Annotated in this window: 28 protein-coding genes and 1 riboswitch; of the genes, 18 read left to right on the forward strand and 10 right to left on the reverse strand. The window is 44.5% G+C overall.

What is annotated here, in order from left to right:
• The first annotated feature begins 51 nt into the window (after window positions 1-51).
• Window positions 52-1,605, forward strand: coding sequence for a fatty acid--CoA ligase (locus HUS26_RS17510; protein WP_173918321.1), 1,554 nt, complete (start codon window positions 52-54; stop codon window positions 1,603-1,605).
• Window positions 1,606-1,717: 112 nt separating this feature from the next.
• Here the strand turns inward: HUS26_RS17510 and ligD are convergent, their stop codons facing one another.
• A complete protein-coding gene (gene ligD / locus HUS26_RS17515) occupies window positions 1,718-3,490 on the reverse strand; it encodes a DNA ligase D (RefSeq protein ID WP_173918322.1) in 1,773 nt (590 codons plus the stop codon).
• A gap of 106 nt (window positions 3,491-3,596) precedes the next feature.
• On the opposite strand from ligD, the gene HUS26_RS17520 reads away from it, so the two are divergent.
• From HUS26_RS17520 to HUS26_RS17540, 5 genes are all read left to right on the forward strand, one after another.
• The gene (locus HUS26_RS17520) at window positions 3,597-4,442 is read left to right on the forward strand and encodes a Ku protein (RefSeq protein WP_173918323.1); all 846 of its coding nucleotides are present in this window, start codon (window positions 3,597-3,599) and stop codon (window positions 4,440-4,442) included.
• A gap of 99 nt (window positions 4,443-4,541) precedes the next feature.
• Window positions 4,542-4,721: a hypothetical protein gene (locus tag HUS26_RS17525; protein ID WP_173918324.1), complete on the forward strand. Its 180-nt coding sequence runs from the start codon at window positions 4,542-4,544 to the stop codon at window positions 4,719-4,721.
• Window positions 4,714-5,307 (forward strand): Fic family protein, encoded by a 594-nt coding sequence (locus tag HUS26_RS17530; RefSeq protein ID WP_173918325.1) that lies wholly within the window; start codon window positions 4,714-4,716, stop codon window positions 5,305-5,307. The genes HUS26_RS17525 and HUS26_RS17530 overlap by 8 nt, the downstream gene beginning before the upstream one ends.
• Window positions 5,308-5,387: 80 nt before the next feature.
• Window positions 5,388-6,341, forward strand: a complete 954-nt coding sequence (gene eutB, locus HUS26_RS17535; protein WP_173918326.1) for a hydroxyectoine utilization dehydratase EutB — start codon at window positions 5,388-5,390, stop codon at window positions 6,339-6,341.
• 24 nt (window positions 6,342-6,365) lie between these two features.
• Window positions 6,366-8,054, forward strand: coding sequence for a PucR family transcriptional regulator (locus HUS26_RS17540; protein ID WP_173918327.1), 1,689 nt, complete (start codon window positions 6,366-6,368; stop codon window positions 8,052-8,054).
• A gap of 157 nt (window positions 8,055-8,211) precedes the next feature.
• Here the strand turns inward: HUS26_RS17540 and HUS26_RS17545 are convergent, their stop codons facing one another.
• Window positions 8,212-8,721 (reverse strand): DUF3221 domain-containing protein, encoded by a 510-nt coding sequence (locus tag HUS26_RS17545; RefSeq protein ID WP_173918328.1) that lies wholly within the window; start codon window positions 8,719-8,721, stop codon window positions 8,212-8,214.
• 115 nt (window positions 8,722-8,836) lie between these two features.
• A riboswitch (TPP riboswitch) is annotated at window positions 8,837-8,944 on the forward strand.
• A 113-nt stretch (window positions 8,945-9,057) separates the two neighbouring features.
• Here HUS26_RS17545 and thiW point away from each other — a divergent pair.
• The 6 genes from thiW to HUS26_RS17575 all read left to right on the forward strand — a co-directional run bounded on the left by thiW (window position 9,058) and on the right by HUS26_RS17575 (window position 12,875).
• A complete protein-coding gene (gene thiW / locus HUS26_RS17550) occupies window positions 9,058-9,552 on the forward strand; it encodes an energy coupling factor transporter S component ThiW (RefSeq protein ID WP_173918329.1) in 495 nt (164 codons plus the stop codon).
• Between the two features lie 15 nt (window positions 9,553-9,567).
• The gene (gene tenA / locus HUS26_RS17555) at window positions 9,568-10,257 is read left to right on the forward strand and encodes a thiaminase II (protein WP_173918330.1); all 690 of its coding nucleotides are present in this window, start codon (window positions 9,568-9,570) and stop codon (window positions 10,255-10,257) included.
• Window positions 10,254-11,060 carry a bifunctional hydroxymethylpyrimidine kinase/phosphomethylpyrimidine kinase gene (gene thiD / locus HUS26_RS17560; protein ID WP_173918331.1) on the forward strand — a complete coding sequence of 269 codons (807 nt, stop codon included), beginning with the start codon at window positions 10,254-10,256 and terminating at the stop codon, window positions 11,058-11,060. Before tenA ends, thiD begins: the two co-directional genes overlap by 4 nt.
• Window positions 11,057-11,827, forward strand: coding sequence for a hydroxyethylthiazole kinase (gene thiM / locus HUS26_RS17565; protein ID WP_173918332.1), 771 nt, complete (start codon window positions 11,057-11,059; stop codon window positions 11,825-11,827). The genes thiD and thiM overlap by 4 nt, the downstream gene beginning before the upstream one ends.
• Before the next feature lie 37 nt (window positions 11,828-11,864).
• Window positions 11,865-12,446: a thiamine phosphate synthase gene (gene thiE / locus HUS26_RS17570; RefSeq protein WP_217424744.1), complete on the forward strand. Its 582-nt coding sequence runs from the start codon at window positions 11,865-11,867 to the stop codon at window positions 12,444-12,446.
• Window positions 12,447-12,599: 153 nt separating this feature from the next.
• Window positions 12,600-12,875, forward strand: coding sequence for a hypothetical protein (locus HUS26_RS17575; protein ID WP_173918334.1), 276 nt, complete (start codon window positions 12,600-12,602; stop codon window positions 12,873-12,875).
• A 62-nt stretch (window positions 12,876-12,937) separates the two neighbouring features.
• Here HUS26_RS17575 and HUS26_RS17580 read toward each other — a convergent pair whose 3' ends face one another.
• The 8 genes from HUS26_RS17580 to HUS26_RS17615 form a co-directional block, all read right to left on the reverse strand.
• Window positions 12,938-13,162, reverse strand: a complete 225-nt coding sequence (locus HUS26_RS17580) for a hypothetical protein (protein ID WP_173918335.1) — start codon at window positions 13,160-13,162, stop codon at window positions 12,938-12,940.
• Between the two features lie 23 nt (window positions 13,163-13,185).
• Window positions 13,186-13,554 carry a cytochrome aa3 quinol oxidase subunit IV gene (gene qoxD, locus HUS26_RS17585; protein WP_173918336.1) on the reverse strand — a complete coding sequence of 123 codons (369 nt, stop codon included), beginning with the start codon at window positions 13,552-13,554 and terminating at the stop codon, window positions 13,186-13,188.
• Window positions 13,555-14,160, reverse strand: coding sequence for a cytochrome aa3 quinol oxidase subunit III (gene qoxC / locus HUS26_RS17590; protein ID WP_173918337.1), 606 nt, complete (start codon window positions 14,158-14,160; stop codon window positions 13,555-13,557).
• Window positions 14,157-16,097, reverse strand: coding sequence for a cytochrome aa3 quinol oxidase subunit I (gene qoxB, locus HUS26_RS17595; RefSeq protein WP_173918338.1), 1,941 nt, complete (start codon window positions 16,095-16,097; stop codon window positions 14,157-14,159). Before qoxB ends, qoxC begins: the two co-directional genes overlap by 4 nt.
• A gap of 26 nt (window positions 16,098-16,123) precedes the next feature.
• The gene (gene qoxA, locus HUS26_RS17600) at window positions 16,124-17,083 is read right to left on the reverse strand and encodes a cytochrome aa3 quinol oxidase subunit II (protein ID WP_254434234.1); all 960 of its coding nucleotides are present in this window, start codon (window positions 17,081-17,083) and stop codon (window positions 16,124-16,126) included.
• A gap of 297 nt (window positions 17,084-17,380) precedes the next feature.
• Window positions 17,381-17,716: a CHY zinc finger protein gene (locus tag HUS26_RS17605; protein ID WP_173918340.1), complete on the reverse strand. Its 336-nt coding sequence runs from the start codon at window positions 17,714-17,716 to the stop codon at window positions 17,381-17,383.
• A 3-nt stretch (window positions 17,717-17,719) separates the two neighbouring features.
• The gene (locus tag HUS26_RS17610; RefSeq protein WP_173918341.1) at window positions 17,720-17,974 is read right to left on the reverse strand and encodes a hypothetical protein; all 255 of its coding nucleotides are present in this window, start codon (window positions 17,972-17,974) and stop codon (window positions 17,720-17,722) included.
• Between the two features lie 95 nt (window positions 17,975-18,069).
• Window positions 18,070-18,384, reverse strand: a complete 315-nt coding sequence (locus HUS26_RS17615; RefSeq protein WP_256371084.1) for a DUF2332 family protein — start codon at window positions 18,382-18,384, stop codon at window positions 18,070-18,072.
• A gap of 249 nt (window positions 18,385-18,633) precedes the next feature.
• Here HUS26_RS17615 and HUS26_RS17620 point away from each other — a divergent pair, with 249 nt between their 5' ends.
• The 6 genes from HUS26_RS17620 (at window position 18,634) to HUS26_RS17645 (ending at window position 25,726) form a co-directional block, all read left to right on the forward strand.
• A complete protein-coding gene (locus tag HUS26_RS17620; protein ID WP_173918343.1) occupies window positions 18,634-19,794 on the forward strand; it encodes an FtsW/RodA/SpoVE family cell cycle protein in 1,161 nt (386 codons plus the stop codon).
• Window positions 19,795-20,093: 299 nt separating this feature from the next.
• Complete coding sequence (locus HUS26_RS17625; RefSeq protein ID WP_173918344.1) at window positions 20,094-21,311, forward strand: M24 family metallopeptidase; 1,218 nt, start codon at window positions 20,094-20,096, stop codon at window positions 21,309-21,311.
• A gap of 7 nt (window positions 21,312-21,318) precedes the next feature.
• Entirely contained in the window at window positions 21,319-22,299 is a 981-nt protein-coding gene (locus HUS26_RS17630) for a cyclodeaminase (RefSeq protein WP_173918345.1), read from the forward strand.
• On the forward strand, window positions 22,286-23,482 hold the full coding sequence (locus HUS26_RS17635; RefSeq protein ID WP_173918346.1) for a cystathionine gamma-synthase family protein: 1,197 nt from the start codon (window positions 22,286-22,288) through the stop codon (window positions 23,480-23,482). Before HUS26_RS17630 ends, HUS26_RS17635 begins: the two co-directional genes overlap by 14 nt.
• A gap of 19 nt (window positions 23,483-23,501) precedes the next feature.
• Window positions 23,502-24,674 carry a M20 family metallopeptidase gene (locus tag HUS26_RS17640; RefSeq protein ID WP_173918899.1) on the forward strand — a complete coding sequence of 391 codons (1,173 nt, stop codon included), beginning with the start codon at window positions 23,502-23,504 and terminating at the stop codon, window positions 24,672-24,674.
• Window positions 24,671-25,726, forward strand: a complete 1,056-nt coding sequence (locus HUS26_RS17645; RefSeq protein ID WP_173918347.1) for a homoserine dehydrogenase — start codon at window positions 24,671-24,673, stop codon at window positions 25,724-25,726. The genes HUS26_RS17640 and HUS26_RS17645 overlap by 4 nt, the downstream gene beginning before the upstream one ends.

Here is a 25,726-nt window from a genome sequence, read left to right on the forward strand (position 1 = left end):
CCAGGGTTTAGGCAGGCTGACGACTTTTATCTAAATCGGAGGGGAAAAACGATGGGACCCACATTAAAAAGTATGTTTGAGCAGACGGTATCCAAGTATCCAGAAAAGGAAGCTCTCATAGATTTACGTTTAGGAACAAGGTGGACTTATAGACAGTGGGATGAAGAAGTCAATAAGCTCGCGAATGCTTTGCTTACCCAGGGTGTAGATAAAGGGGACAGAGTATCTACGGTTCTGTTTAATACAGCAGAATTTTCAACTGCTTTATTTGCCTGCATGAAAATAGGAGCAGTGTTTAATCCGATTAATTTCAGGCTCACTTCTCAGGAAATTGATTATATTTTAAAAGACGCCGAGCCGAAAGTCGTCATATTTGAAAAAGCAACAGCAGCTGCAGTCCAAGGTGCGGCCGGAGCAATGACAGAAACTGATTTCTGGTCCATTGATGAAAAAGGCCTGCCTTATGCGGATAACTATTATGACAGGATACAGGATAAGCAAACGAACCGTCCGGACTGCCTTGTGGAGGAAGATGATCTTTATGCGATTATGTACACTTCTGGCACGACTGGTGCTCCAAAAGGAGTTCTTCATACCCATCGCGACATGGTCGATCAGGCGCTGATTTTAACAGCTACGTTAAGAATTACACCTGACGATCGGGGATTATCGGTCGCCCCGATGTTTCACTGCGCAGAGCTTCACTGTGCGTTTTTCCCAAGAGTGATGGTGGGAGCTTCAAATGTAATTCTTCACCACTTCGATGCCTCCCAAATGATCGAAACCGTTAGGGAGGAACAAATCAACACTTTATTTGCAGCGCCGACAATGTGGAATATGGTCCTGCAGGAAGACTTTGACCCATCCGATTTTCACACATTAAGACAAGGGTTGTATGGTGGTGCCCCAATGGCTCCGGCTTTAACAACGAGGCTGCACGACACTCTTGGTGTCCAGCTTCTTCAGGCTTACGGCATGACAGAAATGGGACCGGCTATTACTGCTCTGATGGAAGATGAACAAATTACGAAAGCTGGTTCTGCAGGAAGACCTATCCTCAATCATGAGGTTCGTGTTGTAAGGACGAGAGAAGATGGACCTGCTGACCCGGATGACATCTGTGAGTCGGGAGAGCTTGGGGAGATTGTCGTTCGCGGTCCGAGCACAATGAACGGCTATTACAAGCTGCCGGAAGCAACGGAAGAAGCGATGTATAAAGGATGGTACCACTCCGGCGATATAGGCTCCTTTGATGAGGAAGGCTACCTCTGGGTGAGTGACCGCGTCAAAGATATGATTATCTCAGGCGGCGAAAACATCTATTCACGGGAAGTGGAAGATGTTTTATTTGATCATCCCGATGTCGTCGATGCCGCTGTAATCGGTGAACCCGATGAAATGTGGGGAGAGCGGGTGGTCGCCTACATTGTCAGCAAAGGAGCTCTCACTCCTGAACAATTAGAGGATTTCTGTACATCAACCGACCGGCTGGCCCGATATAAACGGCCGAGACGTTATGAATTTGTAGAAGAACTGCCTCGAAACGCCAGCGGTAAGCTGCAGAAGTTCAAGCTGAGGGATACCCTCCAGAGTAAAACTCCATAAATAAAAAAAAGCTGTCGAGTAATCTTCTCGACAGCTTTTTTGTGGATTTGCGTCTCCCTCTATCAAGCTCATCTTACTTTGCTAGTTTCCCCTGTTGTCACCTGTATTTGCTTTATAGCTCTTTTATCGTATCAACCGGCTGGAGTTTCCGGCACTCATGGTAGTTTTGAAAAGGGCAGCCTAATGCGTAAACCCTTTCAATTACATTTTCGATCGTAAAATCGGCTGGGGATAGCTGATCGTTTAATTCACTCCAGAAAATAGGTGTCGCAACGCTGGCTTCATTAGTGGCCCGCGCGGAATAAGGAGCAATGATCGTTTTTCCTTCGGCATGCTGCACGTAATCTATATATAGACGGTCTCCACGGTTCTTTTTCAATCGTTCGATTGTAAACAGATCAGGTTTTTCTTTCGTTAACAGTGACGCCAGTCGTTCTGTAAACCTTCTTGTTTCGCTGTACGTTAAGCTGCCCTCTGTTATTGGAATATGAATCTGAAGCCCTTTGTTGCCCGAGGTTTTTACAAAACTATTCACTTCGAGTTTATCGAGCAGGTGCTTCAGCAGCTGAGCCGCTAATACGGCCAAGTGAAAAGCGGAACGGTCCGGGGGATCCAGGTCAAAAACGATTTCATCAGGGTCTTTCGCTTCGGCCCGCTGAAAAGGGAGGTGAAGCTCTAAAGCCCCCTGGTTGCCTAACCATAACAGAGGGGAAAGCTCATCTGCTCTTAACGCTATGTCACCGTCCGTCTGCTTCCATCCTTTTACGTAATCTGGTGCATAGTCAGGGAGATGCTTTTGGAAAAAGGACTCATCTTCTATGCCGTGAGGATAGCGGATCACAGTCAGTTTCTTTTCTATCAGAAAAGGTTTCATATAAGGAAACACACGGCGCAAATAAATCAGATAGTCTCTTTTTCGGATTCCTATTGGTGGCCATAAGGGTTTATCAAGGGTTGTAAATTCAACATTCTCAGGTAAAAGCGCCAGATCCCAGTTCAGCTTATCCTCTGTGCAGTCTTCAGGAGATAAATCAAAGCGAAAATTGCTGAACAGAGGCTCTCTAAACTCTCCCTCGTTTACTCCTAAGCAATGAATATCGACGACAATGCATGGATCAATCCGCCAATTCACTCCCTTATCTTTAAAAAACGTTCTTAAGGTGGTCGACTGGTCATCATCTAATCCATTTTTAAATCGCCCCAGGGGAACTCTGCTGTCGTCTTCATAGATTTCGACGGTATAGTAATCATTTTCCGGGTGGTATTCCGTTAGAAAACCAGAAACGGTCCGCCACAGCTTAATTTTCAGCCATTGCTTTGACCTTTTGTTATAGGTGTAAGTGCTGTTGTTTTGCTTCACAACAATTCCTTCACTTAAATGATCAAAAGCTGTCTCGTAAATCTCGTTCCACTTTTTAGAGAAAGGAACTTCTTGAATATGGGGATGATTGAGATTGGCTATCGCTTTCTTTAAAAACTTCTTTCTTTCCGCATAAGATGCAGCTGTCCTGTCTTCTTGATAATAGAGGAGGTCAAAGGCCATAAACTTCGCTGGACGCTTCTTGGAGAGCTCCTTGACCTTATCCTTCCTTTTCGTACGCCCGCGCTGCTGCACCAGCTCGAAATTCGCCTGATAGGGATTATTTAAAATAACGAGCTCTCCATCGAGGAGCAGCGGCAGGTCAGTCGGCGGAGTAATATGATCAGTGTCTGTAATTTCCGGAAACTGGGCCGTTAAGTTTTTGCCGTTTCGGCTCGTTAAAGTGATGCCTTCTGTTGTCCAGTGCAAAAGGACACGAAAGCCGTCATATTTAATTTCATAGCTCCACTCTTTTGACTTTGGCGGAGTATTAGTCAGAGTGGGGAGCATAGGCCGATTAAACATTGTCATCTCACCTTCTTTGTATTCCTAGTGTGAGGTACGGCCGCTTGAATTAGTCATAAAAATTAAGAGGAGGCACATCCTAAACAAAAAAAGGAGTGTGTCGACTATGCATACGATGTGGAAAGGAACGATCAGCTTCGGACTTGTGAATATACCAATCAAGCTGCATGCGGCTACAGATAATAAAGATATTAAGCTCAGACAGCTGCACGAAGAATGTAAGTCACCGATCGAATATAAAAAAAGATGTCCTGTCTGTGAAAAAGAAGTAGCGAACGAGGATATCGTCAAAGCGTATGAATATACGAAAAACAAGTTTGTAGTGCTCGACTCAGAGGATTTGGAAAACTTAAAGCGCGAGCAGGAAGATAAAGCTGTAGAGATTCTAGACTTTGTAAAACTTGAAGAAATTGACCCGATTTATTTTGAGCGAAGCTATTATTTATCACCGAATGAAGGCGGTACCAAAGCATACAGTCTATTAAGACAAGCTTTAAAGGATACAGGCAAAATTGGAGTGGCTAAAATTATTATCCGTTCCAAAGAACAGCTGGCGATCGTACGTGTTTACGACAATACGTTAATTATGGAAACGATCCATTATCCGGACGAAGTAAGAAGTGCGTCGGACGTGCCGAATGTACCTGAGGAGTCAGACTTAAGCAAAAAAGAAGTAAGCACCGCCATTTCGCTGATCGATCAGCTGACCGAGGAATTCGATCCGGAAAAATATACAGACGAATACAGGGCAGCTTTATTAGAATTAATCGAAGCGAAGAGAAATAATGAAAAAGTAACGACAGCCAAGGCCAAGCCTGAACCGGCTAACGTTACAGATTTAATGGAAGCTTTGGAAAAATCATTGGAGAATACGAAAGAATCGAAAAAAGTGGCACCGAAGAAAAAGACAGCCGCCAAAAAGAAGTCGACCCGCAAGAAAAAAACATCTTAAACCCTCATTATGAAGCCATTTGTCGAACACTAACCCTGTCTAAAAAAGCGTATTTGTAGTATAATAATAGTAGATCATTCTGGTCGGAGGGTTGTTTAGATGAGGTTTCGTACAGATGAGCAGGCTGAAAGTTTGATGCATTCTGCCAAAGCTTCTATGGCTATTGAAGGATTGCAGTTAACGAAAAAAGAAGAAAGTCTTGTGAAGAAACGCTTAACAGGTTCGATCACAGAAAAGGAGTTTCTAAAAAGAGCATTGGAATTAGCCCGCCATGCCTAACTCCCGGTATGGAAGCGGGAAATCGCGTTATTGCTATGAAGGTACATCTATTCTCATAAACCATTACGATATAAAAGATGACCGTCAGCTCCAGAGTATGGAAAACATTCTCTCGGCCCAGCGGCTTTCTGAGCTGCAGGAACGGCCGGTAACGGGGGAGTTCGATCTCAGGCACCTGCAGAGGATTCATGAGTGCCTGTTTAAAGACTTATACCCTTTCGCTGGTGAGCTGCGGACTGAAAATATTACGAAGGATGGGTTCTCCTTCGCCCAGGCCCAGTTTATAAGGGAAGCAGCCGAACCTATCTTTACTGCTCTTTTAGAAGAAGATTGGGAACATATGAGTCGTGAGCAGCTGGCCGAGCGGTTAGCGTTTTATATGGCAGAGATTAATGTGCTTCACCCTTTTCGTGAAGGAAACGGAAGAAGTTTAAGAGAATTTGCCCGGTGCCTGGCTTTAGAGGCGGGATACTTCCTGGACTGGGCGGCTGTGCCCCGTGAAGAAGTTCTTGCGGCAAGCGTCGAGTCCGTGAAGAGTCCAGATAGGCTTGAGAGAGTCATTTTTCGTTCGTTAAGCCGTTTATAAAGGAAAGGTCGTACACATCGTGCGGTCTTCTTTTTTTATCATATTTTATCAGAAAAATCAGAAATAAGGAGGGGTTATAGATGAGCATTACGCTGCGTGATGTATGGAAGGCCAATAAACGGATCGAATCGATCATCGAGCGGACGCCGCTTTTATACTCAGAACCGTTGTCGCTTAAGACAGGGAACCACGTTTACCTTAAGCTGGAAAACTATCAGCCGACAGGTGCTTTTAAGCTGAGGGGAGCAGCCAATAAAATCCTTTCGCTGTCAGATGAAGAAAAGACCAAAGGTGTCGCCACGTTTTCTACAGGAAACCATGGGATTGCTGTCTCCTATGTTGCCAAACAGCTCGGCATAAATGCGGTTGTCTGTATATCGAATCGTGTGCCGGGTGAGAAGGTCAACCGTTTAAAAAGGCTTGGAGCAGAAGTAGTGATTGTCGGAGAAAATCAGGATGATGCCGAAGCCCGCTGCTATCAGCTTGAAAAGGAAGAAGGTTTTTCTGTGATTAAGCCGTTTGATGACCCTTACGTTATTGCAGGACAGGGGACGATCGGCCTTGAGATTATGGAGCAGTGCCCGGAAGCAGACGAAGTGATCATTCCGCTTTCAGGAGGAGGGCTGCTTGCAGGTATCGGATATACTTTGAAAACGATGGTTCCGGAGATGAAGATTCAAGGGGTATCGATGGAACAGTCGGCTGTTATGCATGAGAGTTTAAAGCATGGAGCTCCTGTCGTTATGAAAGAAACCCCTACATTAGCAGACAGCTTGCTGGGAGGGATCGGTCCTGATAATGAATATACGTTTACTTTAACGAAAAATTACTTAGATGAGAGTGTCCTTGTTTCAGAGGAAATGATAAAAAAAGGAATGGTTTTTATGATGGAGTATCATAAAATGATCGTAGAAGGAGCGGCTGCTGTTGGAGTAAGCCACGTTCTTAAACAAAGTGACCGTAGAGGGAAGAATATTGTGCTCGTCATTAGCGGAAATAATGTCGATCACCAGGCGATATGTGATTTGATATAAAAACAATCGGCGGGGGGCAGGAATATGGGAATTCAAGTAAGAGAAGTTTTGCAGCTGCCTGTGATGGCACCGGCGAAAATATTAACAGGAAGTCATCTTCTGAACGAAAGAGAGATTGAATGGATATCGGTGATTGAAACACCTGTAGAAAATTTTGTCAGAAAAAACGAATTCGTATTAAGTACAGGCATTGGCTGCAGTGATGACCCGAGAGCTCTTGAAGACTATGTACGGGATGTGATTGATTCTGGAGCTTCCGCCCTGGCGTTTGCTACGGGCCGCCACCTTTTTAAAATTCCTGACAGGGTGTTAAAAGCAGCGGAAGATCAGCAGTTTATTGTGCTGGAGCTGCCATGGGAAGTGCGTTTCGGTGATGTGCTGCATGATGTCTTATCAGAGATTAACCGGAAGAAAGAAGTCGAACAGAAGCAGGCAGAAGAAATCCGTCAAGAGTTAATCAACTGTGTGCTAAATGGGAAAGGCCTGCAGGAGATTATGAAAATCGTTTATGAAAACACTCATATTCCTGTAGCGATCAGCGATCATAACAAAATCGTCCGGGCAAATTACCATTTTAAACGGCACATGATTGATGTTTTAAACGGTGATGCTGAAGGAGAATATGAGCTTCTTCCTTCAGAGGAAACGCCTTTTAAAGACCATCCGCTTTATCACTATATCGAAGAGTTTCAAATAGGGGACGACCGCTGTTATCAGCTGACGATTTTATCGAATTATAAAAAACAGGGTTACCTGTTATTTAAACCTGAAACAACTGGAGAGCTGACTTGGTCGAACTTAAATATCCTCGAACATGCGCTGACCGCATGCGCCCTTTATTTTGTAAAAGAAAACGCGATTGAAATGACAGAAATACGTCTCAAGGACAACTTTTTATTAGATCTTGCTAAGAAAGACATCGAAATGGATAAACCACTCCAATCGAAAGCCCAGCTGCTTGGATACGATTTGAGTAAGCCTTATATTTGTCTTGCTGGCGAGATTCGTTTTACAAAAATAGCGGACGATCTTATACGAGGTTCCGATCAATCGGTTATGTCTTCCTCTATGCACAGCCGCAATTACTATATTCAGAAAGAAGTAGCCCATGCCGGAGACGTGTTAAAAAGGAGAACAATGGCTACCTTTGAAGATGGGGAAGTTATTGTTTTCTTGGAAGCCGACAGCAACAGCTCCTATGTCGAAACAGCGAACCAGTTCCTTGATTTAGTGGAGCGGCGCTTGAATGAATTATTGGCGGGTCTTAGTATTTCCTGGGGAATATCGATGCATAAAGACGGAATTTATACTTTTCATAAAAGCTATAACGAAGCTGTCACCGCCTTTAATATCGGCCGCCAGCAGCACGAAATAGGGGAGCGGACGTTTTTTAGCGATACGAGGATGAATAGGCTGCTTATGGCCTTAAGCCATGAGAAAGAAATTGAGGAGATCGTAAAAAGCACGCTTCAGAAGCTGATTGAATATGATCAGAAGCGGCAGACGGACTTGATTCATACTTTTATTGTCTACAACAAATACAACAGCAATGTCAGCCAGACAGCACGCGCTTTAAACCTGCATAGGCAGTCCCTGCTGCACAGACTGCGGAATATAGAACAATTAACAGGGCTTTCTTTATTAAACGCTGACGATATGTTTTTATTAGAGCTGAGTGTCAGGCTGTGGATGCTGAAGAAAGTGGAGAACTAGAGATTCCTCGTGGTAAATACCACGCTGCGGCGTCTCGGTCGCCCGTTTTTTAAGCAGGAGTCTCGTAGTATTTTGCCGCCTTGGTAACTAAAGAGATCGCCCTTCCTTGCTGGAGGACGATCTTTTTCACGTCATGTCAGGCATTATAATCAGGGCATTATTCCCCAAAATTCTGGTCGGGAACAATGACTTTTTCTGCACCGCTTTCAGTAACGGTGGATCGCATTTTTATGATCCATTGATCTTGTTCCTGATCATACGTCATACTTTCAACAGACAGGGTGTTGCTTCGGTCTACCTCAGCAAGCGCGCTGGCAAGGACCTGAGACTCATCTAAGTCAGCCCCTTCCGGCTTTTTTGCTTTAACGACCTTTACTTCCCCGGCCTGGGCCTGCATAGGGTAGGATTCGGCCACAGGACCATCTACAGTCACTTCTACAGACTTGCCAAGCCACATGTCTTCTTCTACTCCTGTAATCCAAATAGGGCTGCCTCCATCGGGCTCAATGTTATCTACCACTAAGATGCTATTTTCATTTTGATCCATTACATATCCAGAGAACTGTTTTGATTCACTTCCTGTCTGGTCGTCTGAAGGTTCTTCTGCTCCTTCTTGACTCCCGCAGCCTACTGTAACTAAGAGCAATATCAGCATCCATTTCTTCATCACATGGCGCTCCTTTATTATTTAAAAATATTTCTTACAGAAAATGTTACACCTTAATCCATGACAAATCAAAGAACCTCTGATAAGATAATCACATCCAAGTGAATATTAGTTTTTGAACTACTAGGGGGGCCCAACTGGGCTGAGAGGAAAGAACAAGCTTTCCGACTCTTATGCACCTGATCTGGTTAATACCAGCGGAGGGAAGTAGTTGACGTAACTGTCTATTACTTATACATAAGCCAGGTCCTCCAGAGGATCTGGCTTTTTTATATGCCAAAACCCCTCTGGAGCTCTGACGCCGCAGGCCTTTCCTATAAAGAAGGGAGGATATCAATGAGCCGAACACGTTTATTGACAACGATGGCTGTATTCGTTGCTTTAGGTACTCTCAGCGCGCAGGTGATATGGTTTCCAGCCGGAATCGCGAAAGCTTATCCTGTACAGCATGCGATCAATGTCATGGCTGCGATCACACTTGGCCCCATACATGCTGTTACGATCGCTTTTACGATTGGTTTGCTGAGAAATCTGCTTGGACTTGGAACGCTGCTCGCTTTTCCTGGAGGCATGGCCGGTGCACTGCTTGCCGGCTTCTTTTACAAATGGATCAGGCGAAAAGGTGCGGCTCCCGTCGGTGAAGTGATTGGTTCTGGGTTGATCGGCGCTTTATTTGCCGTGCCTTTTGCACAGGTTTTAATGGGAAGTGCAGCCGGGGCTTTCGCCTTTGTTCCATCATTTCTAATCAGCAGTGTGAGCGGGTCACTGTTTGGGTGGTTTGTCGCATCACGTGTACTGAAATCAAGATTAATTCCACAGCTTTTACATTAAAAGGAGGAGAATTGTATGAGTTTTACAGAAGTCCTAAGAAGGGAAAACAATGATATATTTGAAGCGATCTTTCATCATCCTTTTGTCGAAGGTATTGGAAAGGGAGACGTACCTCATGATTCAATCGCCCATTACATTAAAGCGGATTATGAATACTTGAATGCTTTTATGCGAATCTATGGAATGGGAATTTCTAAATCGTCCAACCGAAAAGATATTGAATACTTTAATCAGCAAATTTCATTTACTTTAAACAGTGAAACCCATCCTCATCAGAATTTTTGTAATGTAATCGGTGTGGGATATGATGAATTGCACGGTTATCCGCTGCCGCCGACGGCTGACCATTACGTTAAGCATATGGAGCACCACGCAAGGCAGGGAAGCTTAGGGGAACTGATAGCAGCTGTTCTCCCATGCCCGTGGACCTACCTGGAGATCGGACAATATTTAATGGAAAAATACCAGCCCGCTCCGGACGCTGCGTTCTATCCATGGATTAAATTTTATGCAGATCTGGAATTTGAAACGTTGTCCAAAAACATGTGCCAGCGATTAGACGAACTGGCAGATAAAGCTTCAGAAGCTGAACAGGAGCGTATGAAGGAAGCGTTCCGTAAAAGCTGCCAGCTGGAGTGGAAATTCTGGCAAATGGCTCATATTTGTGAAGAATGGCCGAAAGGGGAAGGGGTGAATATCAGATGACTCAAGTATCGACAGCCTTAACGATTGCAGGCACCGATCCCAGCGGAGGAGCCGGGATACAGGCAGATCTAAAAACTTTTCAAGAACTTAAGAGCTATGGAATGAGTGTAGTTACATCGGTTGTGTCTCAGAACACAACGGGTGTAAAAGACGTGCATCATCTGCCCGCTGATTTTATAAAAAGCCAGCTTAACGCTGTTTCAAGCGACATGCCGATTCACGCGCTGAAAACAGGCATGATTGCAAATATTGAGATGATGAAAGTGGTTGCAGAATGGATTCCGCAGACAACAGCGCCATACGTCATGGATCCCGTGATGGTTGCGACAAGCGGAGATGCCCTGATCGAAGAAGAAGCAAGGAGCCTGCTGAGGGATCATTTGCTGCCGCTCACTTCAGTAGTGACACCGAATATTCCTGAAGCTGAGTTCCTGTTAGGAGAAGAAATAAAAGGGACGGAAGATATGAAGCTGGCTGCCGAGCAGATTTGTACAAGATTTCAAACGGGTGCGGTATTAATCAAAGGAGGTCATTTAGAAGGAGAAGCGGTGGACTTTTTATATGACGGTTCTAAAATGCATACATTCTCCAGTGAACGAATTGACACGAAGAATACACATGGTACGGGATGCACGTATGCGGCAGCGATCACGGCTTACTTAAGCCAGGGAGCTCCACTGCCGCTGGCTGTAGAAAAATCAAAAGCGTTTGTGACCGAAGCAATTCGATATTCCTTTAACTTAGGAAAAGGAAGCGGACCGACCAATCATTTTGCAATGCGTCAGGAGGGAGTAAGGAAATGACGATTAAGCTCGTAAATGAAGTACGGGAAAAGAAACCGCTGATTCATAATTTAACGAACGAAGTCGTAATGAATTTTAGCGCCAACGGCCTATTGGCTTTTGGAGGTTCTCCGATTATGGCGATGGCCAAAGAAGATGTATCTGATATTGCCCGTCTCTCTGATGGTGTCTTAATAAATATCGGAACACTGACGGAGCCGCACCTGCAGGCGATGATTCTGGCAGGGAAAGCCGCGAATGAAAAAGGTATCCCTGTAGTCATTGACCCGGTTGGAGTCGGAGCGTCTTCTTTTCGAACAGAAGCGTTTGAGCGCATCCTCGGTGAAGTGAAGCCGGCAGCTATTAAAGGAAACCTTGGGGAAATGGCTCATATCGTTGGTGTTTCCGTTGAAACGAAAGGTGTTGACTCTGTCGGAGAAGGAAATCAAGAGGAAGTCGCTAAAAAAGTGGCAGACCAGTATGATACGCTTGCTGTCGTGACAGGCAAAGCAGATGTCATTAGTGATGGGAAGGACGTAGTCTATAATCAAACGGGGCATGAATGGCTAGGAAAGGTTACCGGGTCTGGCTGTCTGTTAGGTTCGATATTAGCGGCTTGCTTGTCCACATCCGGCCCTCCATTGGAACAGGCTCATGCGGCTACCCGTTTCTATGGACTGGCAGCTGAGAAAGCAGCACGTCACCGTAACGTAAACGGCCCCGGCACCTTTGCCGCGCGATTTATTGACGCTCTCTCCATGGACTTAACAAAAGTGGAGGAGGCGTAGCGTGAATCTCTCCAAGCGATTAAGAAAGTATCTTATTATGGGCAGCCAGAATTGTGAGAGGGCGCCCGAAGAAATATTGCAGGAAGCGATTGATGGAGGGATTACAGCTTTTCAATATCGTGAAAAGGGACCGGGTTCTTTAACCGGTCCTGAGAAGCTGGAACTCGGCCAGCGGCTTCGTCAGCTTTGCCGGGCGCGTGATGTACTGTTTATCGTTAATGATGACAGCGAATTGGTGGAGACTTTAGAAGCGGACGGGATTCATGTCGGCCAGGACGATCAAAAAGTCCAGGAGCTCAGAACCCTCTTTCCTGATAAAATCATCGGGCTGTCAATTTCGAATGAGGAAGAGCTGCAGAAAAGTTTTGTAGATATGGTGGATTATACAGGAGTCGGGCCGATATTTAAGACGACGACAAAAGTAGATGCCAAAGAAGCGGTGGGTGTCGAGTGGATTCAACGCGTTAAAAGGTTATATCCCGAGGTTCCCCTGGTTGGAATCGGAGGAATTACAGTAAATAATGCAAAAGACGTAATTAAGGCAGGAGCTGATGGAGTTTCTGTCATTACAGCTATTACGGACGCTGCTGATGTAAAGAAAGCTGTCTCTCAAATTTGAGGGGCGGCTTTTTTCTTAGGCTTCCGGGGAATAATAAAAGTTCAAGAATAAATTGTGAATTTTATGTGTCAATTGTGGGAATAATTTGTTACAATTAAATATAATAATATGAATACGCTTACAGTTTAACCTGTATGTAAGGAGATGATAGCCGTGGGAATTACTTTTATGTTTATGCTTCTTGCCACGATTACACCATTTTTATTTATCCAAATGAATAAGCTTTCGCTGGCAATTGTTCAGACTATAATGCTGGTAGGAATGTGGCTGTACTTCCTTGAGGCGACTTTCAACATAGCCCCAGGTGCATTCTCATATCTATGGGTTTTCTACTATGCAAGCCTTATCGTAGCAGAAGTGGCCTACATTATGTTTGTCATTTATATGGTCAAAACACCTGCACCATTTAGTAAAGCAGTCAAAAACTAATCTAACTGAGCAGATAAACAAAAAAACCCCTTTTTCCTTAAACGGAAAAAGGGGTTTTTTAGTTAACTGACAGTTCGTTTCATCTGAACATGATAAAGCTGTAAGGCAGCTTGAACAAAAGAGACAGCAGCCAAAAGGACAAGAACGAATTTCGGTGAATAACTGGTATAGAAAGCACCCCAGAGCGCCAGGGCTGTCATTATGATACATAAAGTAAAACCAAATACGTGCTTCCAGGGTAATAAGTTCATTTCCTGCTGTGGATAGACTTCCTTATTTTTTTCCATTGATAATCACCGCCTAATTCGTTTTAATGGCCTTCGTGCTGCTCTTCTTGCTGCTGTTCATGGCCGCCGTGTTCTCCATCATCATGGTCATGCGTAAAGCCGAATGACATTGTAAAGATCGAACCTGCTACCACAATAGCGGCAAGTACGAATCCGTGGAACATCATATTCCAAGGGACATGGCCGCCACCGCTCTCTTTTTCTGTCATATGCATAAACATGAACAGCTGGATGCAGGCCTGGATCACAGCCAAGACCATGATTGAGATTACAATCCATGTTGTTGGCATATCTGAAGACAATACAGCCCATACGGCAAGTAATGTCAGAGCAATTGAAGCTAGAAATCCGATAACATGCTGTGTTGGTATGCGTTTAGACTGATTTGCCATTTAAACCACCATCCCAATCAAGTACACGGCAGTGAAAATAAAGATCCAAATTACATCAAGGAAGTGCCAGTACAAGCTGACAATAAACGTTTTACGGCTTGTAACTGGTGTAAGTCCCCGCTGTTTTAATTGAATCATTAGGAGAATGGCCCAGCCAATTCCTAACGTAACGTGTAAGCCGTGTGTTCCTGCTAATACAAAGAAGGCGGACCAGTAGGCACTGGACTGCAGGGTTGCTCCTTCATGAACGTAATGAACAAATTCATATATTTCAAAGCCAAGGAAACCAAGTCCCAGAGCCAGCGTAATGGCAAGCCAGGTCATAAGTCCTTTAACGTTTCCCCGCCGCATCTCGTGAATCGCGATCCCGCAAGTAAAACTACTGACAAGCAGTAAGAAGGTCATCACAAGTACAATTCCCGGTTCAAATAATTCTCCGGGATGTGGTGCATCCGCCGTACGTCCAAACAATACGGCATAGGTGGCAAACAAGGTGGAAAACAGGACGATTTCGGCTCCAAGGAATATCCAGAAGCCGAGAATTCCCATTCGCCCTTCTAAGGTTCTATATTCTAAAGGTCCTGATTTAAGTTCATGGGCACTCATCTACGTAACCCCCTTGCCGAGCGTTCTGTGCGCTTGATTTCATCGACTTCAACATGGAAGCCATCGTCATAATCAAAGGATCTGACACCCATCATGATAATTACCCCAATTAATCCAATCACGGCCAGCGGGATCCATTCAAAGACAAGAGCGAAGCTGGCAAAGCCGGCGATCGCCATCATGATAATCGGCTTTCCTGAATCGCTTGGCATATGAATCGGTTCAAGCTGGTCTTCTTCATAAGTGGTAATGCCTTTTTTCTTCATTTCAAGGAAGGCGTCATGATCATTCACATGAGGGACTGTCGCAAAGTTATAGAATGGAACCGGAGTAGGGGTAGCCCATTCCAGTGTGCGTCCATCCCATGGATCTCCTGTTTTATCACGCGGGCTGTTACGGAAGCTGTAATAGATGTTAAATACAAATATTGCGAATCCAACACCCATTCCGAAAGCACCTACAGTGGAAATAACGTTAAGCGGCATCCATTCTGGAATGATTGTAAATACTCGGCGCGGCATTCCATCAAGACCGACGAAATACTGCGGGAAGAAACATACATGGAAGCCGATAACAAACCACCAGAAGCTCCATTTTCCGTATTTTTCATTAAGCGTGTGTCCAAACATCTTCGGATACCAGTACACAAGACCTGCAAAACAGGCAAATACTGTACCCGCAATTAATACGTAGTGGAAGTGAGCCACTAGGAAATAAGTGTTGTGGAACTGATAGTCCGCTGCTGCCATCCCAAGCATAACCCCGGTTACTCCCCCCATCACGAAGCTGGGAATAAACGCTAAGGACCACATCATGGCAACAGACATTTGTATTTTCGACTTATATAAGGTTCCGAGCCAGTTAAATATTTTAACCCCGGTCGGAACGGCAATTAACATTGTGGAAACAGAGAACACAGAGTTTACAAATGCTCCTGCTCCCATTGTGAAGAAGTGGTGAACCCATACAAGGAAGCTTAATCCAGCGATTAGAATCATGGACCATACCATCGCCATATAACCAAACAGGCGCTTTCTCGCGAATGTAGCTATAATTTCAGAGAAAATACCAAAGGCAGGCAGAATAACGATATAAACCTCTGGGTGTCCCCACATCCAGAACAGGTTCGCCCACATCATCGGCAGACCTTCACCTGTTAAAGTAAAGAATTGAGAACCGAAGATACGGTCGATTGTCATAAGAGCCAGCGCTACTGTTAAGATAGGAAAAGCGAAAATTATAATGAATGAAGTTACCAGAGTAGACCATGTGAATATTGGCATTTGGAATAATTTCATTCCTGGTGCACGCATCTTAAGGATTGTCACCATAAAGTTAATACCTGTCGCTAATGTACCAATCCCTGATAACTGTAAGCCCATCAGATAAAAGTTCTGGCCGGGTCCAGGACTCATCGCTGCCCCGGCTAGAGGAGTGTAGCTTGTCCATCCCGCATCTGGTGATCCCCCAATAACGAATGAAATGTTAAATAGCATAGCTCCAAAAAGGAAGGACCAGAAACTTAGTGCGTTAAGGAATGGGTACGCAACATCGCGCGCACCGATTTGAAGAGGAACAATGACGTTCATTAACCCGATTAAGAACGGCATGGCCATAAAAATGATCATTACGGTCCCGTGAGTTGTAAAAATTTCATCATAGTGCTGCGCATTCAGAAAGTTCATATCTGGAAATGCCAGCTGTGTTCTCATCATTAAGGCATCAGCACCGCCTCTAAAAAGCATTGCTAAGGCACTTAAAATATACATAACTCCGATTTTCTTATGATCAACAGTCGTTAACCACTCACGCCAAAGCCAGCCCCATTTCTTGAAGTAAGTAAGGATGAAGAGGATGGCAGAGGTTACTAGGACAATGGAAACCATACCCCCGTAAATGAGCGGTTCGCCTGTTACAAAAAACTCATCGAGTTTCATGATGTTTCACCAACTTTCTTTCTGTATTAGTGATCACTCTTATCTTTGTGATCCATTTCTTCTTCAGGATGATATCCGACATATTCGTTGTTATTAGCTAAATGCATCAGCTCATTATAAGCATCAAGGTGCTGGTTAATCGCGTAATCGCGGCCTTGGTTGGTACCATGGTCTACAAATTCAAGGTGAGTAGATGAAAATTCTGCTGTATCTTCCATGAGACCCGGCTCAAGCATGGCGGTATATTGTTCTTCTGTCAGCTCAGGTGCTTCATTTTGAGTTTGTTCTACCCAGCTTTCGAAGTCCTCGGAATTTTCTGCGTAAACTTCGAAGGTCTGTTTAGTAAAACCTTCACCGTTAAAGTTAGAGTTACGACCATCATAAACGCCCTCTTCATCGGCCTGAAGATAAAGCGTATTTTCCATTCCGGCCATATTGTATTTCATTCCACCTAACTGAGGGATCCATAAAGCCGCCATAGAATCAGCAGAAGAAAGACGGAACTCTATCGGCCTGTCGGTTGGAATGTGTAAGTAATCAACAGTTTCAATCCCTTGTTCCGGGTAACTGAAAAACCATTTCCAGTCAGCAGAAGTGGCATAAACAACAAGAGGCTCTTCATTTGAAGTAGACTCCGTTGGTTTTTCTAAATCATATAAAAGCTGAACCGTAGGTATGGACAAAGCAATAACAATAATAAAAGGAATAACCGTCCAAACCACTTCCAATTTGGTATTACCATGCTGGTTCGGATCATAATCTTTATCACCGCGTTCCGGGCGGTCCCGGTATTTAAATACCACATAGGCAAATAACGCAAATACTACGGCCACGATGAACAGCATGAAATAGATCGAGTACATAATAAGGTCTTTCTGGCCTTGTGCAACAGGGCCTTTAGGGTCAAGGACCATCATTTCGCTGCAGCCGCTAAGAAACAAAATAAGCCCAAGCGGCAGGAAAGCCAGCCATCTTTTTATATTCACGAGTCGACACACTCCTTTACACATTTGATTTTATCGTTGGAATCCATTTCATAGGGACAAAAGCCGCCGAGTAAAGAGCTGACCCATTATAAAATGAATTCAATAATATTTAAAAGCGCTGGAGATAGTATAGCAGAATTGCTCGAATTATAGAGTTTGTTAACTAAATTGTCATAGAAACATCACGATCTTGATGAATTTTAGACACAAATTATTCAAATTTATAAAACGATTAATAACAATTAAGGAAATAACAGGGAGTGTAAGATGGGAATGGAAAATAAAAAAGCAGCAGGATCATCTGCTGCTTGATTTCATATCAAAATATAGAGGGTAGTGGAGGCTGCATCTTTCATTAAAAGAATGATGACAGGAAGGGCAGCGGGACACTGACATATACTCCTGGATCGTCAATTCGGTCTGGCAGTTTCCACATAAAATGGCTTTAGATTCGAATTGCTCTTCCGGCCATTTTGAAGGAGGGTGGTCCGCGAGTTCCTCGTGGCAGTAATAACAGGCATAATACTCTTTACAGCAATAAAACTTAATAGCTATCACATCAATTTCTGTATGGTAGTGAGCGCAGCGTGTTTGCTTGTCTGCCTTCACTCCGTTAACTTTCTGACGTTCCACTAGTTAACCTCCTTTAGGAATTAATTCTACATTTGCAGCTGCCTTATGCATACGTGTGATGCTGGAAAATACATAAGCGAGAACGGCTGAGAGCAGGGAAACAGCAAATGGAATATAGTTGATATACCCAAATTCTATGAATGAAGTCATCCCGAAAGCTTCCGATATATGTAAAGCCGTCAATAACAAACCAGAGGCTGACTGGAAAACTGAATATAGAACGATGAAACTAATCAAAAACACGAGTAAACCTTTCATCATAACCCTTCCTTTTCACTCGACTCTTTTTTTAAAAGGCTTCCTTAGTATGCATACGATAGGAACGAGTTTTCGTTTTATTTTTTGCCCAGCTCTCACGTAAACCAGCCGCCGTGTCGTCTCACTTTATTTATCTGAACACGTTTATTTTTAAGAAGGAGTTGGATTTCATATCGATAAACCCGGCAAATATCTTTGAGGGAGGCAAAGGCTTTTTCGGCTGTGAAGTTACGCTCGGATAGCGGTCGGGGAGCGTGAACTCTTGAAGCAATAGGGGGGTGGACGCTTCCCAGAAGTAAGCTTAGATTAGGCTGATCTTTATTGGCCACGGAAGCTAATTCAAGGTTTTCAGGGTCTGCAGCAATGTTTGCTGATAGATGACTGTACATTAAACTGGATCCAGAGTCTATAGATGGAAGTTAGCCGCTCTGTGTTCATAGATAACCCCGCACATATGGAAATATGTACCTTATTATGGTAACATATCTATTTTAAATCAAGGAGAGTCAATTACATTTAATACTCTGCCTCTCTTCTATCAATATGGTAAAATATCTTAATGAATCAAAGATCGTAAAAGGGTAGTTATTCCTTCTTCTCTTTGGTACAAAGATATGATTAAATGAAAGGCGTGAATCCCTGGAAAGGGGGAAGGAAATATGACGAATTTTGAAGAACGCTTCGACTGGAAGCTGTTTTTTACGCTTTGCTTATTTTTAACTATTAGTAGTATTGCTTTATATAGTGCTCAGCAAAGTCCTCAATATAATGACAACTTCATGGTCAGGCAGCTTGTCTGGTATATTGTAGGCTTTGCGATTATAGGTGTGATGCTGTATTTTGAGCCTGATTTTTATAAAAAAATCAGCTGGCCTCTTTATATAGCAGGTCTAATCGTTTTGCTGGCTTTAGTTATCGCCCCGCCTTCTATCGCCCCGATTATTAAAGGGCAGAAGAGCTGGTTTGTGCTGCCGGGTTTAGGGACGATTCAGCCTTCCGAGTTTATGAAGGTTATCACTATTTTGTTACTAGCGAATGTTGTGACTAATCACAACGAAAGGGCGCGGGTAAAGGATATAAAAAACGATTTTATTCTGCTTGGGAAAATTGTCGGCTTAACCTTATTGCCGCTGCTATTAATTATGCAGCAGCCCGACTTAGGAACAAGTTTAGTTTTTATAGCGATTATGGCAGGGATGATCGTGATTGCCGGCGTCAGGTGGCGTGTTATCCTGCCGATATTTGGCTCAATTGGAGTTGTTGGAACGGCTATCATCTGGCTTGCTCTACAATTTCCTCAGATTCTCGATCAATACTTAGGGGTTAAACCATATCAGCTTGGACGTATTTATGCCTGGCTGAACCCTCAGCAGTACAGTTCCTCTGAAGGTTTCCAGCTTATACGGGCGATGAGAGCGATCGGATCAGGACAAATGTATGGAAAAGGAGCGGGTGACAGGGAAGTATACTTACCAGAAAGCCATACCGATTTCATTTTCAGTATTATTGGGGAAGAATACGGCTTTATCGGGAGCTGTATTGTATTACTGGCCTTTTTCTTATTTATCTACAGGCTGACTACAATTGCCTCGAGGGCGAATCATAAGTTCAGCTCTTATGTAATGGTAGGGCTTATTTGTATGGTGTCCTTCCACGTGTTTCAGAACATAGGGATGTCGATTCAGCTCCTTCCGATTACCGGAATTCCACTCCCGTATATCAGCTATGGAGGAAGTTCACTGCTGGCCTTTCTAGTCGCCGCCGGCCTGGCTTTTTCGATATCATACCACCACCGAACCTTTATGTTTGGGGAAAATTAAAATCAATAACACACCGGTTTATTAGCCAAAACTTAACTTAATACTTATTTACAGATCACAGTGTGAAGTACTGTGATCTTTTTTTGACGATTTTTGTCCACTATAGGGTTTTAAAATGTCGAAGGTTAGTCCGGATTTTTGCAGAACCCGCAACGCGGGCACGTTCCTCTTTTTCAACGGCATTATTGTATAAAAGATACGGAAAAAACTTCATACACTTTTTACATTACATAGAAAAATACGAATGAATAGAATGGAACTATAAATAAATAATATTCAGATAATGGGGGAGGGATCGTATGGTACTGCCATTTGATATTTTAGAATATCACCAGCGCTTACAAGATACGAAAAGAAGGATGGCCGATAAGGGGATTGAGGTTTTGCTTATTACAGACCCTGCGAACATGAATTATTTATCAGGATATGACGCTTGGTCTTTTTATGTTCATCAGATGCTTGTGATCGTAATCGATGAACCGCAGCCCATTTGGATCGGCCGGCTTCAGGATGCGAATGGCGCTCGGGCGACCACCTGGATCTATGAAGAAAATGTGATTGCTTACCCTGATTATTACGTTCATTCCAACACACATCACCCTATGGATTTTATTTCGGAAATCTTAACACAAATCGGGCAGGGCAACCGGACGGTTGGTGTGGAAATGGACCATTATTACTTTACGGGAATGGCGTTAGAACGATTGAAAAAAGGACTTCCAAACGCCAAATTTCAAGATGCATCACTCCTTGTCAACTACGTCAGAATGGTGAAGTCAGACCAGGAAATTGAATATATGAAAAAAGCAGCGGTCATTGCTGATCTGGCGATGAGCAAAGGGATAGAAAGCATAAGAGCCGGGCATCGCGAATGTGATACGGCAGCAGAGATTTATTACCAGCTTGTAAAAGGAACACCGGAATTCGGCGGAGATTACCCTTCCATCGTTCCATTGCTGCCCACTGGCGATCATACATCTATTCCTCACTTGACATGGTCAGACCGTCCTTTTGTAGAAGGAAGCCCGGTCATTGTCGAACTGGCGGGCTGCTTTAAACGCTACCATGTGCCGCTTGCGCGGACAGTATCGATTGGAGAACCGAGTGAAAAGCTTCAGGTTTTAGCACCGGTTGTTTTAGAAGGCATTGAGAATGTTTTATCAGCAGCAAAACCTGGTGTAACCTGCAGTGACCTTGAAGAAGTTTGGAGAAAATCGATCAAAAAGCATGGATTTGAGAAAGAGTCGAGGCTTGGATACTCTGTCGGCTTAAATTATCCGCCGGACTGGGGCGAACATACGGCGAGTATCAGAAAAGGCGACTTTACCGTACTCCAGCCGAATATGACGTTTCATTTAATACCGGCTCTCTGGTTTGATTATGACGGTATTGAGATCAGCGAAACCTTCCGAGTAACCGAGACCGGCTGTGAACGGTTCACGAATTACCCGCAGGAGCTAATTGTGAAAAGGGAGCCGTCAATTTTCGAGGTAAACAGCGGCGATCAAATCAGTTAAGGGGGCGATGATCATTCAATTATATAACAGAGATGAAATCGAGCGTGTGATTCGTCTGGATACACGTCTTATACAGGAAGTGGAAACAGCATTTACGGCATTATCGACGAAACGAGTGACGATGCCTCCTATCATGAGGATAGATATGCCCGAGCATAACGGGGAAGTTGATATTAAATCAGCCTATATAGAGGGAGTTGACAGTTTTGCTGTCAAACTCTCTTCGGGGTTTTTTAATAATCCTAAGATCGGATTACCGAGTGCTAATGGAATGATGATCCTGCTGAATTCAAAGACGGGAGAACCACAAGCAATTTTTGCCGATAATGGGCTGCTGACGGACTTAAGGACGGCTGCTGCCGGAGCTGTCGCAGCCGGGCATCTCAGCCGCCAGAACAGCCGGGTGGCTGGCATCATCGGAACAGGATCTCAGGCTCGCTATCAGCTGCAGGCGCTGCTGGCTGTGCGCCCAATTGAAAAAGCTTTTGTGTATGGTAGAAGCAAAGAGAAGACGGAGAGGTTTAAAACAGATATGGAAGGTGAGCTCGGGATTCCTGTGCACGTGGCTCTTGAACCTGAAGATGTCGTTAGAAACAGCGATATTGTTGTGACGACGACCCCATCTACTGAACCTATCGTGAATGGGGACTGGCTGTCGCCCGGTGTTCATGTCACGGCTATGGGTTCAGATGCGGAGCATAAAAAAGAACTTGACGAAAGAGCCATCGAAGCATCCGATCTCTTTGTCTGCGACACGATTGAGCAGTCGAAGAGACTGGGCGAACTTAGAAATTTACAAAATGACAAACTGGTCCATTCTGCAGTGGAGCTTGGCGACATTACGTCAGGCCATAAGCCGGGCCGCTCAAGCGAGGATCAGATCACGATTTGCGATTTAACTGGAACGGGTGTTCAGGATACCGTGATCGCTCGCTATGCGTTTCAATTACTGGAATACAAGGAGGAAGATATTCATGAAAGACGCTAAATTTGCTACAAAATCCATTTGGGCTGGAGAAAAAGACGCACTTGCTTTTGGAGCTACACAAGTACCGGTGGTCCACAGTGTTTCCTTTGGGTATGACGATATGGATGAATGGTATGAAGTGGCGATTGGAAATAAAGAGGGACACATATACGGCCGAAACACGAACCCTACGGTCGGGGCTTTTGAAGAAAAAGTAAGGATTTTAGAAGGAGCCGAAGCAGCGACCAGTTTCTCTACAGGAATGGCGGCGATCAGCAATACACTGGGCACATTGCTTCATCCGGGAGATCGGATCGTATCCATCAAAGACACTTACGGCGGGACGAATAAAATTTTTACGGAATTTCTTCCGAAGCAGCAAATCGATGTCGTTCTCTGTGATACAGGGGATCATGAAGCGATCGAACGTGAAGTCGCAAAAGGCTGTAAAGTTTTATATTTAGAAAGTCCAACTAACCCAACTGTAAAAATTACCGACATTAAACGGATGGCGCAGGCTGGTAAAGCTGTAGGAGCCACAGTAGTCGTTGATAATACGTTTGCAACTCCAGTTAACCAAAACCCGATCGAGTTAGGAGTAGATTTGGTCATTCACAGTGCGACCAAGTTTCTTGGCGGTCATGCAGATGCTTTAGGAGGCGTGCTTTGCGGAAGCAAGGATCTTGTAGAACAGGTGTATCACTACAGAGAAATCAATGGAGCGACTCTGGATCCGATGGCAGCGTACCTTCTGCTTCGTGGAATGAAAACATTGCAGCTGCGTATTGAAAAACAAAACCAAAATGCTCAGGAAATCGCTGAGTTTTTAAAACAGTTTGATCTTGTTGAAGGCGTTAATTATCCTGGTCTGCCGGAACATCCGGGCCACGGCATTGCGAAAGAACAAATGAAAGGATTCGGCGGCATGCTTAGCTTTTCGGTAAAAGGCGGCGTTGATACAGTCCGTCACCTGCTTCCTAAGCTGAAGTACGCCAACCGTGCAGCCAACCTTGGAAGTGTGGAAACTGTTGTAGGGCCTGCACGTACGACCAGCCACGTAGAATGTACGCCTGCTGAGCGTGCGGCGATGGGCATACCTGAAGGACTGATTCGCTATTCTGCAGGTATTGAAGATATTGAGGACTTAAAACAGGATTTGGCGCAAGCTTTTAAATCGCTTCCTGCGGCAGTACTGCAGGGCTAGAGAAGAAGCTGTGAAAATAATGGAAAAAGCAGCGGGCAGCCTGCTTTCTCAGTTAATCGCGTGGAGGCGGCATTTTCATAAATATCCTGAACTAAGCTTTCAAGAAAAATTAACGAGTGAAAAAGTGGCCGAAGTGTTAAGAGGATTTAAAGTCTTTGACATTCAAACAGGAGTAGGGGGATATGGCGTTGTTGCCACTCTTTCACTTGGGGAGGGGCCTGTGATCGGTTTTAGAGCGGATATGGATGCCCTGCCGATTGGAGAGCAGGCTTCCCATGAATATGTTTCAAGAACTTCAGGCATCATGCACGCCTGCGGTCACGATGCTCATACCGCGATTTTATTAGGTACAGCAAAGGTTCTCGCCGAAAGCTATCAGTCAGGCGGACTAAAGGGAACGATAAAACTAATTTTTCAGCCTGCTGAGGAAAGCTGTGACAGCTCAGGGGAAACAGGGGCTGTGAAGATGCTGAACTCTGGCAGCCTGGATGATATAGATGCTGTAATTGCGCTGCATATGTGTCCTTGGAGAAAAAGAGGGACGATCCAAATTCACGATGGGCCCAGCATGGCCAATAACGATGAGTTTGAACTGATGATTAGAGGCAGCGGAGGTCATGGGGGATACCCTCATGAAACGAAAGATCCCATCTGGATGAGCAGCTTTGTTCTACAGGCCCTCTACAGCTTAAATGGCCGAAAAGTTGATCCTCTGATGGTAAGCGCGGTCAGTATTGGGCAGATTCAAGGAGGAGAAGCCAATAACGTCATTCCAGATGCTGTTACGATCAAAGGAACGTTACGATCCTATGTAGAATCGGTTCGGAAGCAGCTGGTCAGAGAAGTGGAACAGGCCGCGGCGATTGTTAAAGCGTTAGGCGGCGAATATGACCTTCACATCCAAAAAGGAGAGCCGGCCTTAAATAATGATCCATCCCTGAATCAAGTAATTAGAAGAGCGGCTAAGGGCTTTCAGCAGGTGGAGGAGCCTTTTGGAATGGGCAGTGAAGATTTCAGTTATATGACGAATCGTTTAAACGGTTCGATGTTCTTTCTTGGCTGCGGTCTTAATGAAGGATACGGTCTTCATCATCCAAAGTTCAACCTCGATGAAGCGGCGATGGAAGATGGGGTTCACATACTTTTAAAGAGTGCAGAGATTCTGTTATCAAACGAAGGAGGGGGATTATGACGACAAATATTGCATTTGTAGGCTTTGGAGGGGTAGGCCAGGCGCTCGCTGAAATTCTCATGGAACGAAAAGAGAGCCTTCTGGAATCTTACGGACTTGATGCAAAAGTGGTGGCAGTGGCGGACATGATGAAAGGCTCGATTTATGATCCTGAAGGACTTGATATCGAGAAGCTGCTTGAAGCAGTCAGGAAAGATGGTACTGTCGAAGCCTACACAGGAGGCTCAAACGTCATTACAGGACTAAGCAGTATCGATACGATCATTCAAACCAACGCGGATGTGATTGTTGAAGTTACTTTTACGGATGTAAAAACAGGCGAACCGGCTATTACTCACTGCCGGACAGCTTTTGAACACTACAAGAGCGTTGTCACGACAAATAAAGGGCCAGTGGCTTTGGCGTATCGGGAGCTGGCTGAGCTGGCTGAACAAAACGGAGTCTTTTTCGGCTTCGAAGGAACGGTAATGAGCGGAACACCGGCATTAAGAATGCCGATAGAGACATTAGCCGGAAACGAAATTACCGAAATCCGCGGGATTTTAAACGGCACCACCAACTATATTTTGACCGAGATGGAAAAAGGACAGTCTTATGAGGGAGCGCTTTCTAAAGCTCAGAAGCTGGGATACGCAGAAGCGGACCCTACGAGTGATGTGGAAGGGTACGACGCCCGCTACAAAACAGCAATCCTTTCTAATTACATTATGGGGGTGCCGCTGCCTCATACGGAGGTTGAATGTGAAGGAATTACGAAAATGAGCCAGGAACAGGTCCAGGCAGCCATTAAGCAAGGAAAAAGGTGGAAGCTGCTGGCGACCATTAAGAAGGAAAAGGGAGAAGTGACAGCATCCGTTAAGCCAGAATGTATTGATGCGTCAGATCCCTTAGCAAGCGTATCAGGACCGACGAACGCAATCCTCTATCAGTGTGATTTGGCGGGTCCTATTCTGCTAACCGGTGCAGGAGCAGGCCTCAAAGAAACGGGATTTTCCTTACTGATTGATTTGATTCATTTTCAAAAAACAAATAAGCTCGCCAAAATTAATTAA

It is taken from the genome of Halobacillus sp. Marseille-Q1614 (genome assembly GCF_902809865.1).
Lineage (GTDB): Bacteria > Bacillota > Bacilli > Bacillales > Halobacillaceae > Halobacillus_A.

What these genes read in the sequence shown, in the direction of transcription:
- HUS26_RS17545 (WP_173918328.1), bottom strand. Translation starts at nt 8,721, where the DNA reads ATGAAGAAATGGATGCTGATATTGCTCTTAGTTACAGTAGGCTGCGGG.
- HUS26_RS17580 (WP_173918335.1), bottom strand. Translation starts at nt 13,162, where the DNA reads ATGGAAAAAAATAAGGAAGTCTATCCACAGCAGGAAATGAACTTATTA.
- qoxC (WP_173918337.1), bottom strand. Translation starts at nt 14,160, where the DNA reads ATGAGTGCCCATGAACTTAAATCAGGACCTTTAGAATATAGAACCTTA.
- HUS26_RS17510 (WP_173918321.1), top strand. Translation starts at nt 52, where the DNA reads ATGGGACCCACATTAAAAAGTATGTTTGAGCAGACGGTATCCAAGTAT.
- thiE (WP_217424744.1), top strand. Translation starts at nt 11,865, where the DNA reads ATGGGCAGCCAGAATTGTGAGAGGGCGCCCGAAGAAATATTGCAGGAA.
- thiM (WP_173918332.1), top strand. Translation starts at nt 11,057, where the DNA reads ATGACGATTAAGCTCGTAAATGAAGTACGGGAAAAGAAACCGCTGATT.
- tenA (WP_173918330.1), top strand. Translation starts at nt 9,568, where the DNA reads ATGAGTTTTACAGAAGTCCTAAGAAGGGAAAACAATGATATATTTGAA.
- qoxB (WP_173918338.1), bottom strand. Translation starts at nt 16,097, where the DNA reads ATGAAACTCGATGAGTTTTTTGTAACAGGCGAACCGCTCATTTACGGG.
- HUS26_RS17520 (WP_173918323.1), top strand. Translation starts at nt 3,597, where the DNA reads ATGCATACGATGTGGAAAGGAACGATCAGCTTCGGACTTGTGAATATA.
- HUS26_RS17525 (WP_173918324.1), top strand. Translation starts at nt 4,542, where the DNA reads ATGAGGTTTCGTACAGATGAGCAGGCTGAAAGTTTGATGCATTCTGCC.
- HUS26_RS17530 (WP_173918325.1), top strand. Translation starts at nt 4,714, where the DNA reads ATGCCTAACTCCCGGTATGGAAGCGGGAAATCGCGTTATTGCTATGAA.
- ligD (WP_173918322.1), bottom strand. Translation starts at nt 3,490, where the DNA reads ATGTTTAATCGGCCTATGCTCCCCACTCTGACTAATACTCCGCCAAAG.
- thiD (WP_173918331.1), top strand. Translation starts at nt 10,254, where the DNA reads ATGACTCAAGTATCGACAGCCTTAACGATTGCAGGCACCGATCCCAGC.
- thiW (WP_173918329.1), top strand. Translation starts at nt 9,058, where the DNA reads ATGAGCCGAACACGTTTATTGACAACGATGGCTGTATTCGTTGCTTTA.
- HUS26_RS17540 (WP_173918327.1), top strand. Translation starts at nt 6,366, where the DNA reads ATGGGAATTCAAGTAAGAGAAGTTTTGCAGCTGCCTGTGATGGCACCG.
- HUS26_RS17640 (WP_173918899.1), top strand. Translation starts at nt 23,502, where the DNA reads ATGGAAAAAGCAGCGGGCAGCCTGCTTTCTCAGTTAATCGCGTGGAGG.
- eutB (WP_173918326.1), top strand. Translation starts at nt 5,388, where the DNA reads ATGAGCATTACGCTGCGTGATGTATGGAAGGCCAATAAACGGATCGAA.
- HUS26_RS17620 (WP_173918343.1), top strand. Translation starts at nt 18,634, where the DNA reads ATGACGAATTTTGAAGAACGCTTCGACTGGAAGCTGTTTTTTACGCTT.
- HUS26_RS17625 (WP_173918344.1), top strand. Translation starts at nt 20,094, where the DNA reads ATGGTACTGCCATTTGATATTTTAGAATATCACCAGCGCTTACAAGAT.
- HUS26_RS17610 (WP_173918341.1), bottom strand. Translation starts at nt 17,974, where the DNA reads ATGAAAGGTTTACTCGTGTTTTTGATTAGTTTCATCGTTCTATATTCA.
- qoxD (WP_173918336.1), bottom strand. Translation starts at nt 13,554, where the DNA reads ATGGCAAATCAGTCTAAACGCATACCAACACAGCATGTTATCGGATTT.
- HUS26_RS17635 (WP_173918346.1), top strand. Translation starts at nt 22,286, where the DNA reads ATGAAAGACGCTAAATTTGCTACAAAATCCATTTGGGCTGGAGAAAAA.
- HUS26_RS17645 (WP_173918347.1), top strand. Translation starts at nt 24,671, where the DNA reads ATGACGACAAATATTGCATTTGTAGGCTTTGGAGGGGTAGGCCAGGCG.
- HUS26_RS17630 (WP_173918345.1), top strand. Translation starts at nt 21,319, where the DNA reads ATGATCATTCAATTATATAACAGAGATGAAATCGAGCGTGTGATTCGT.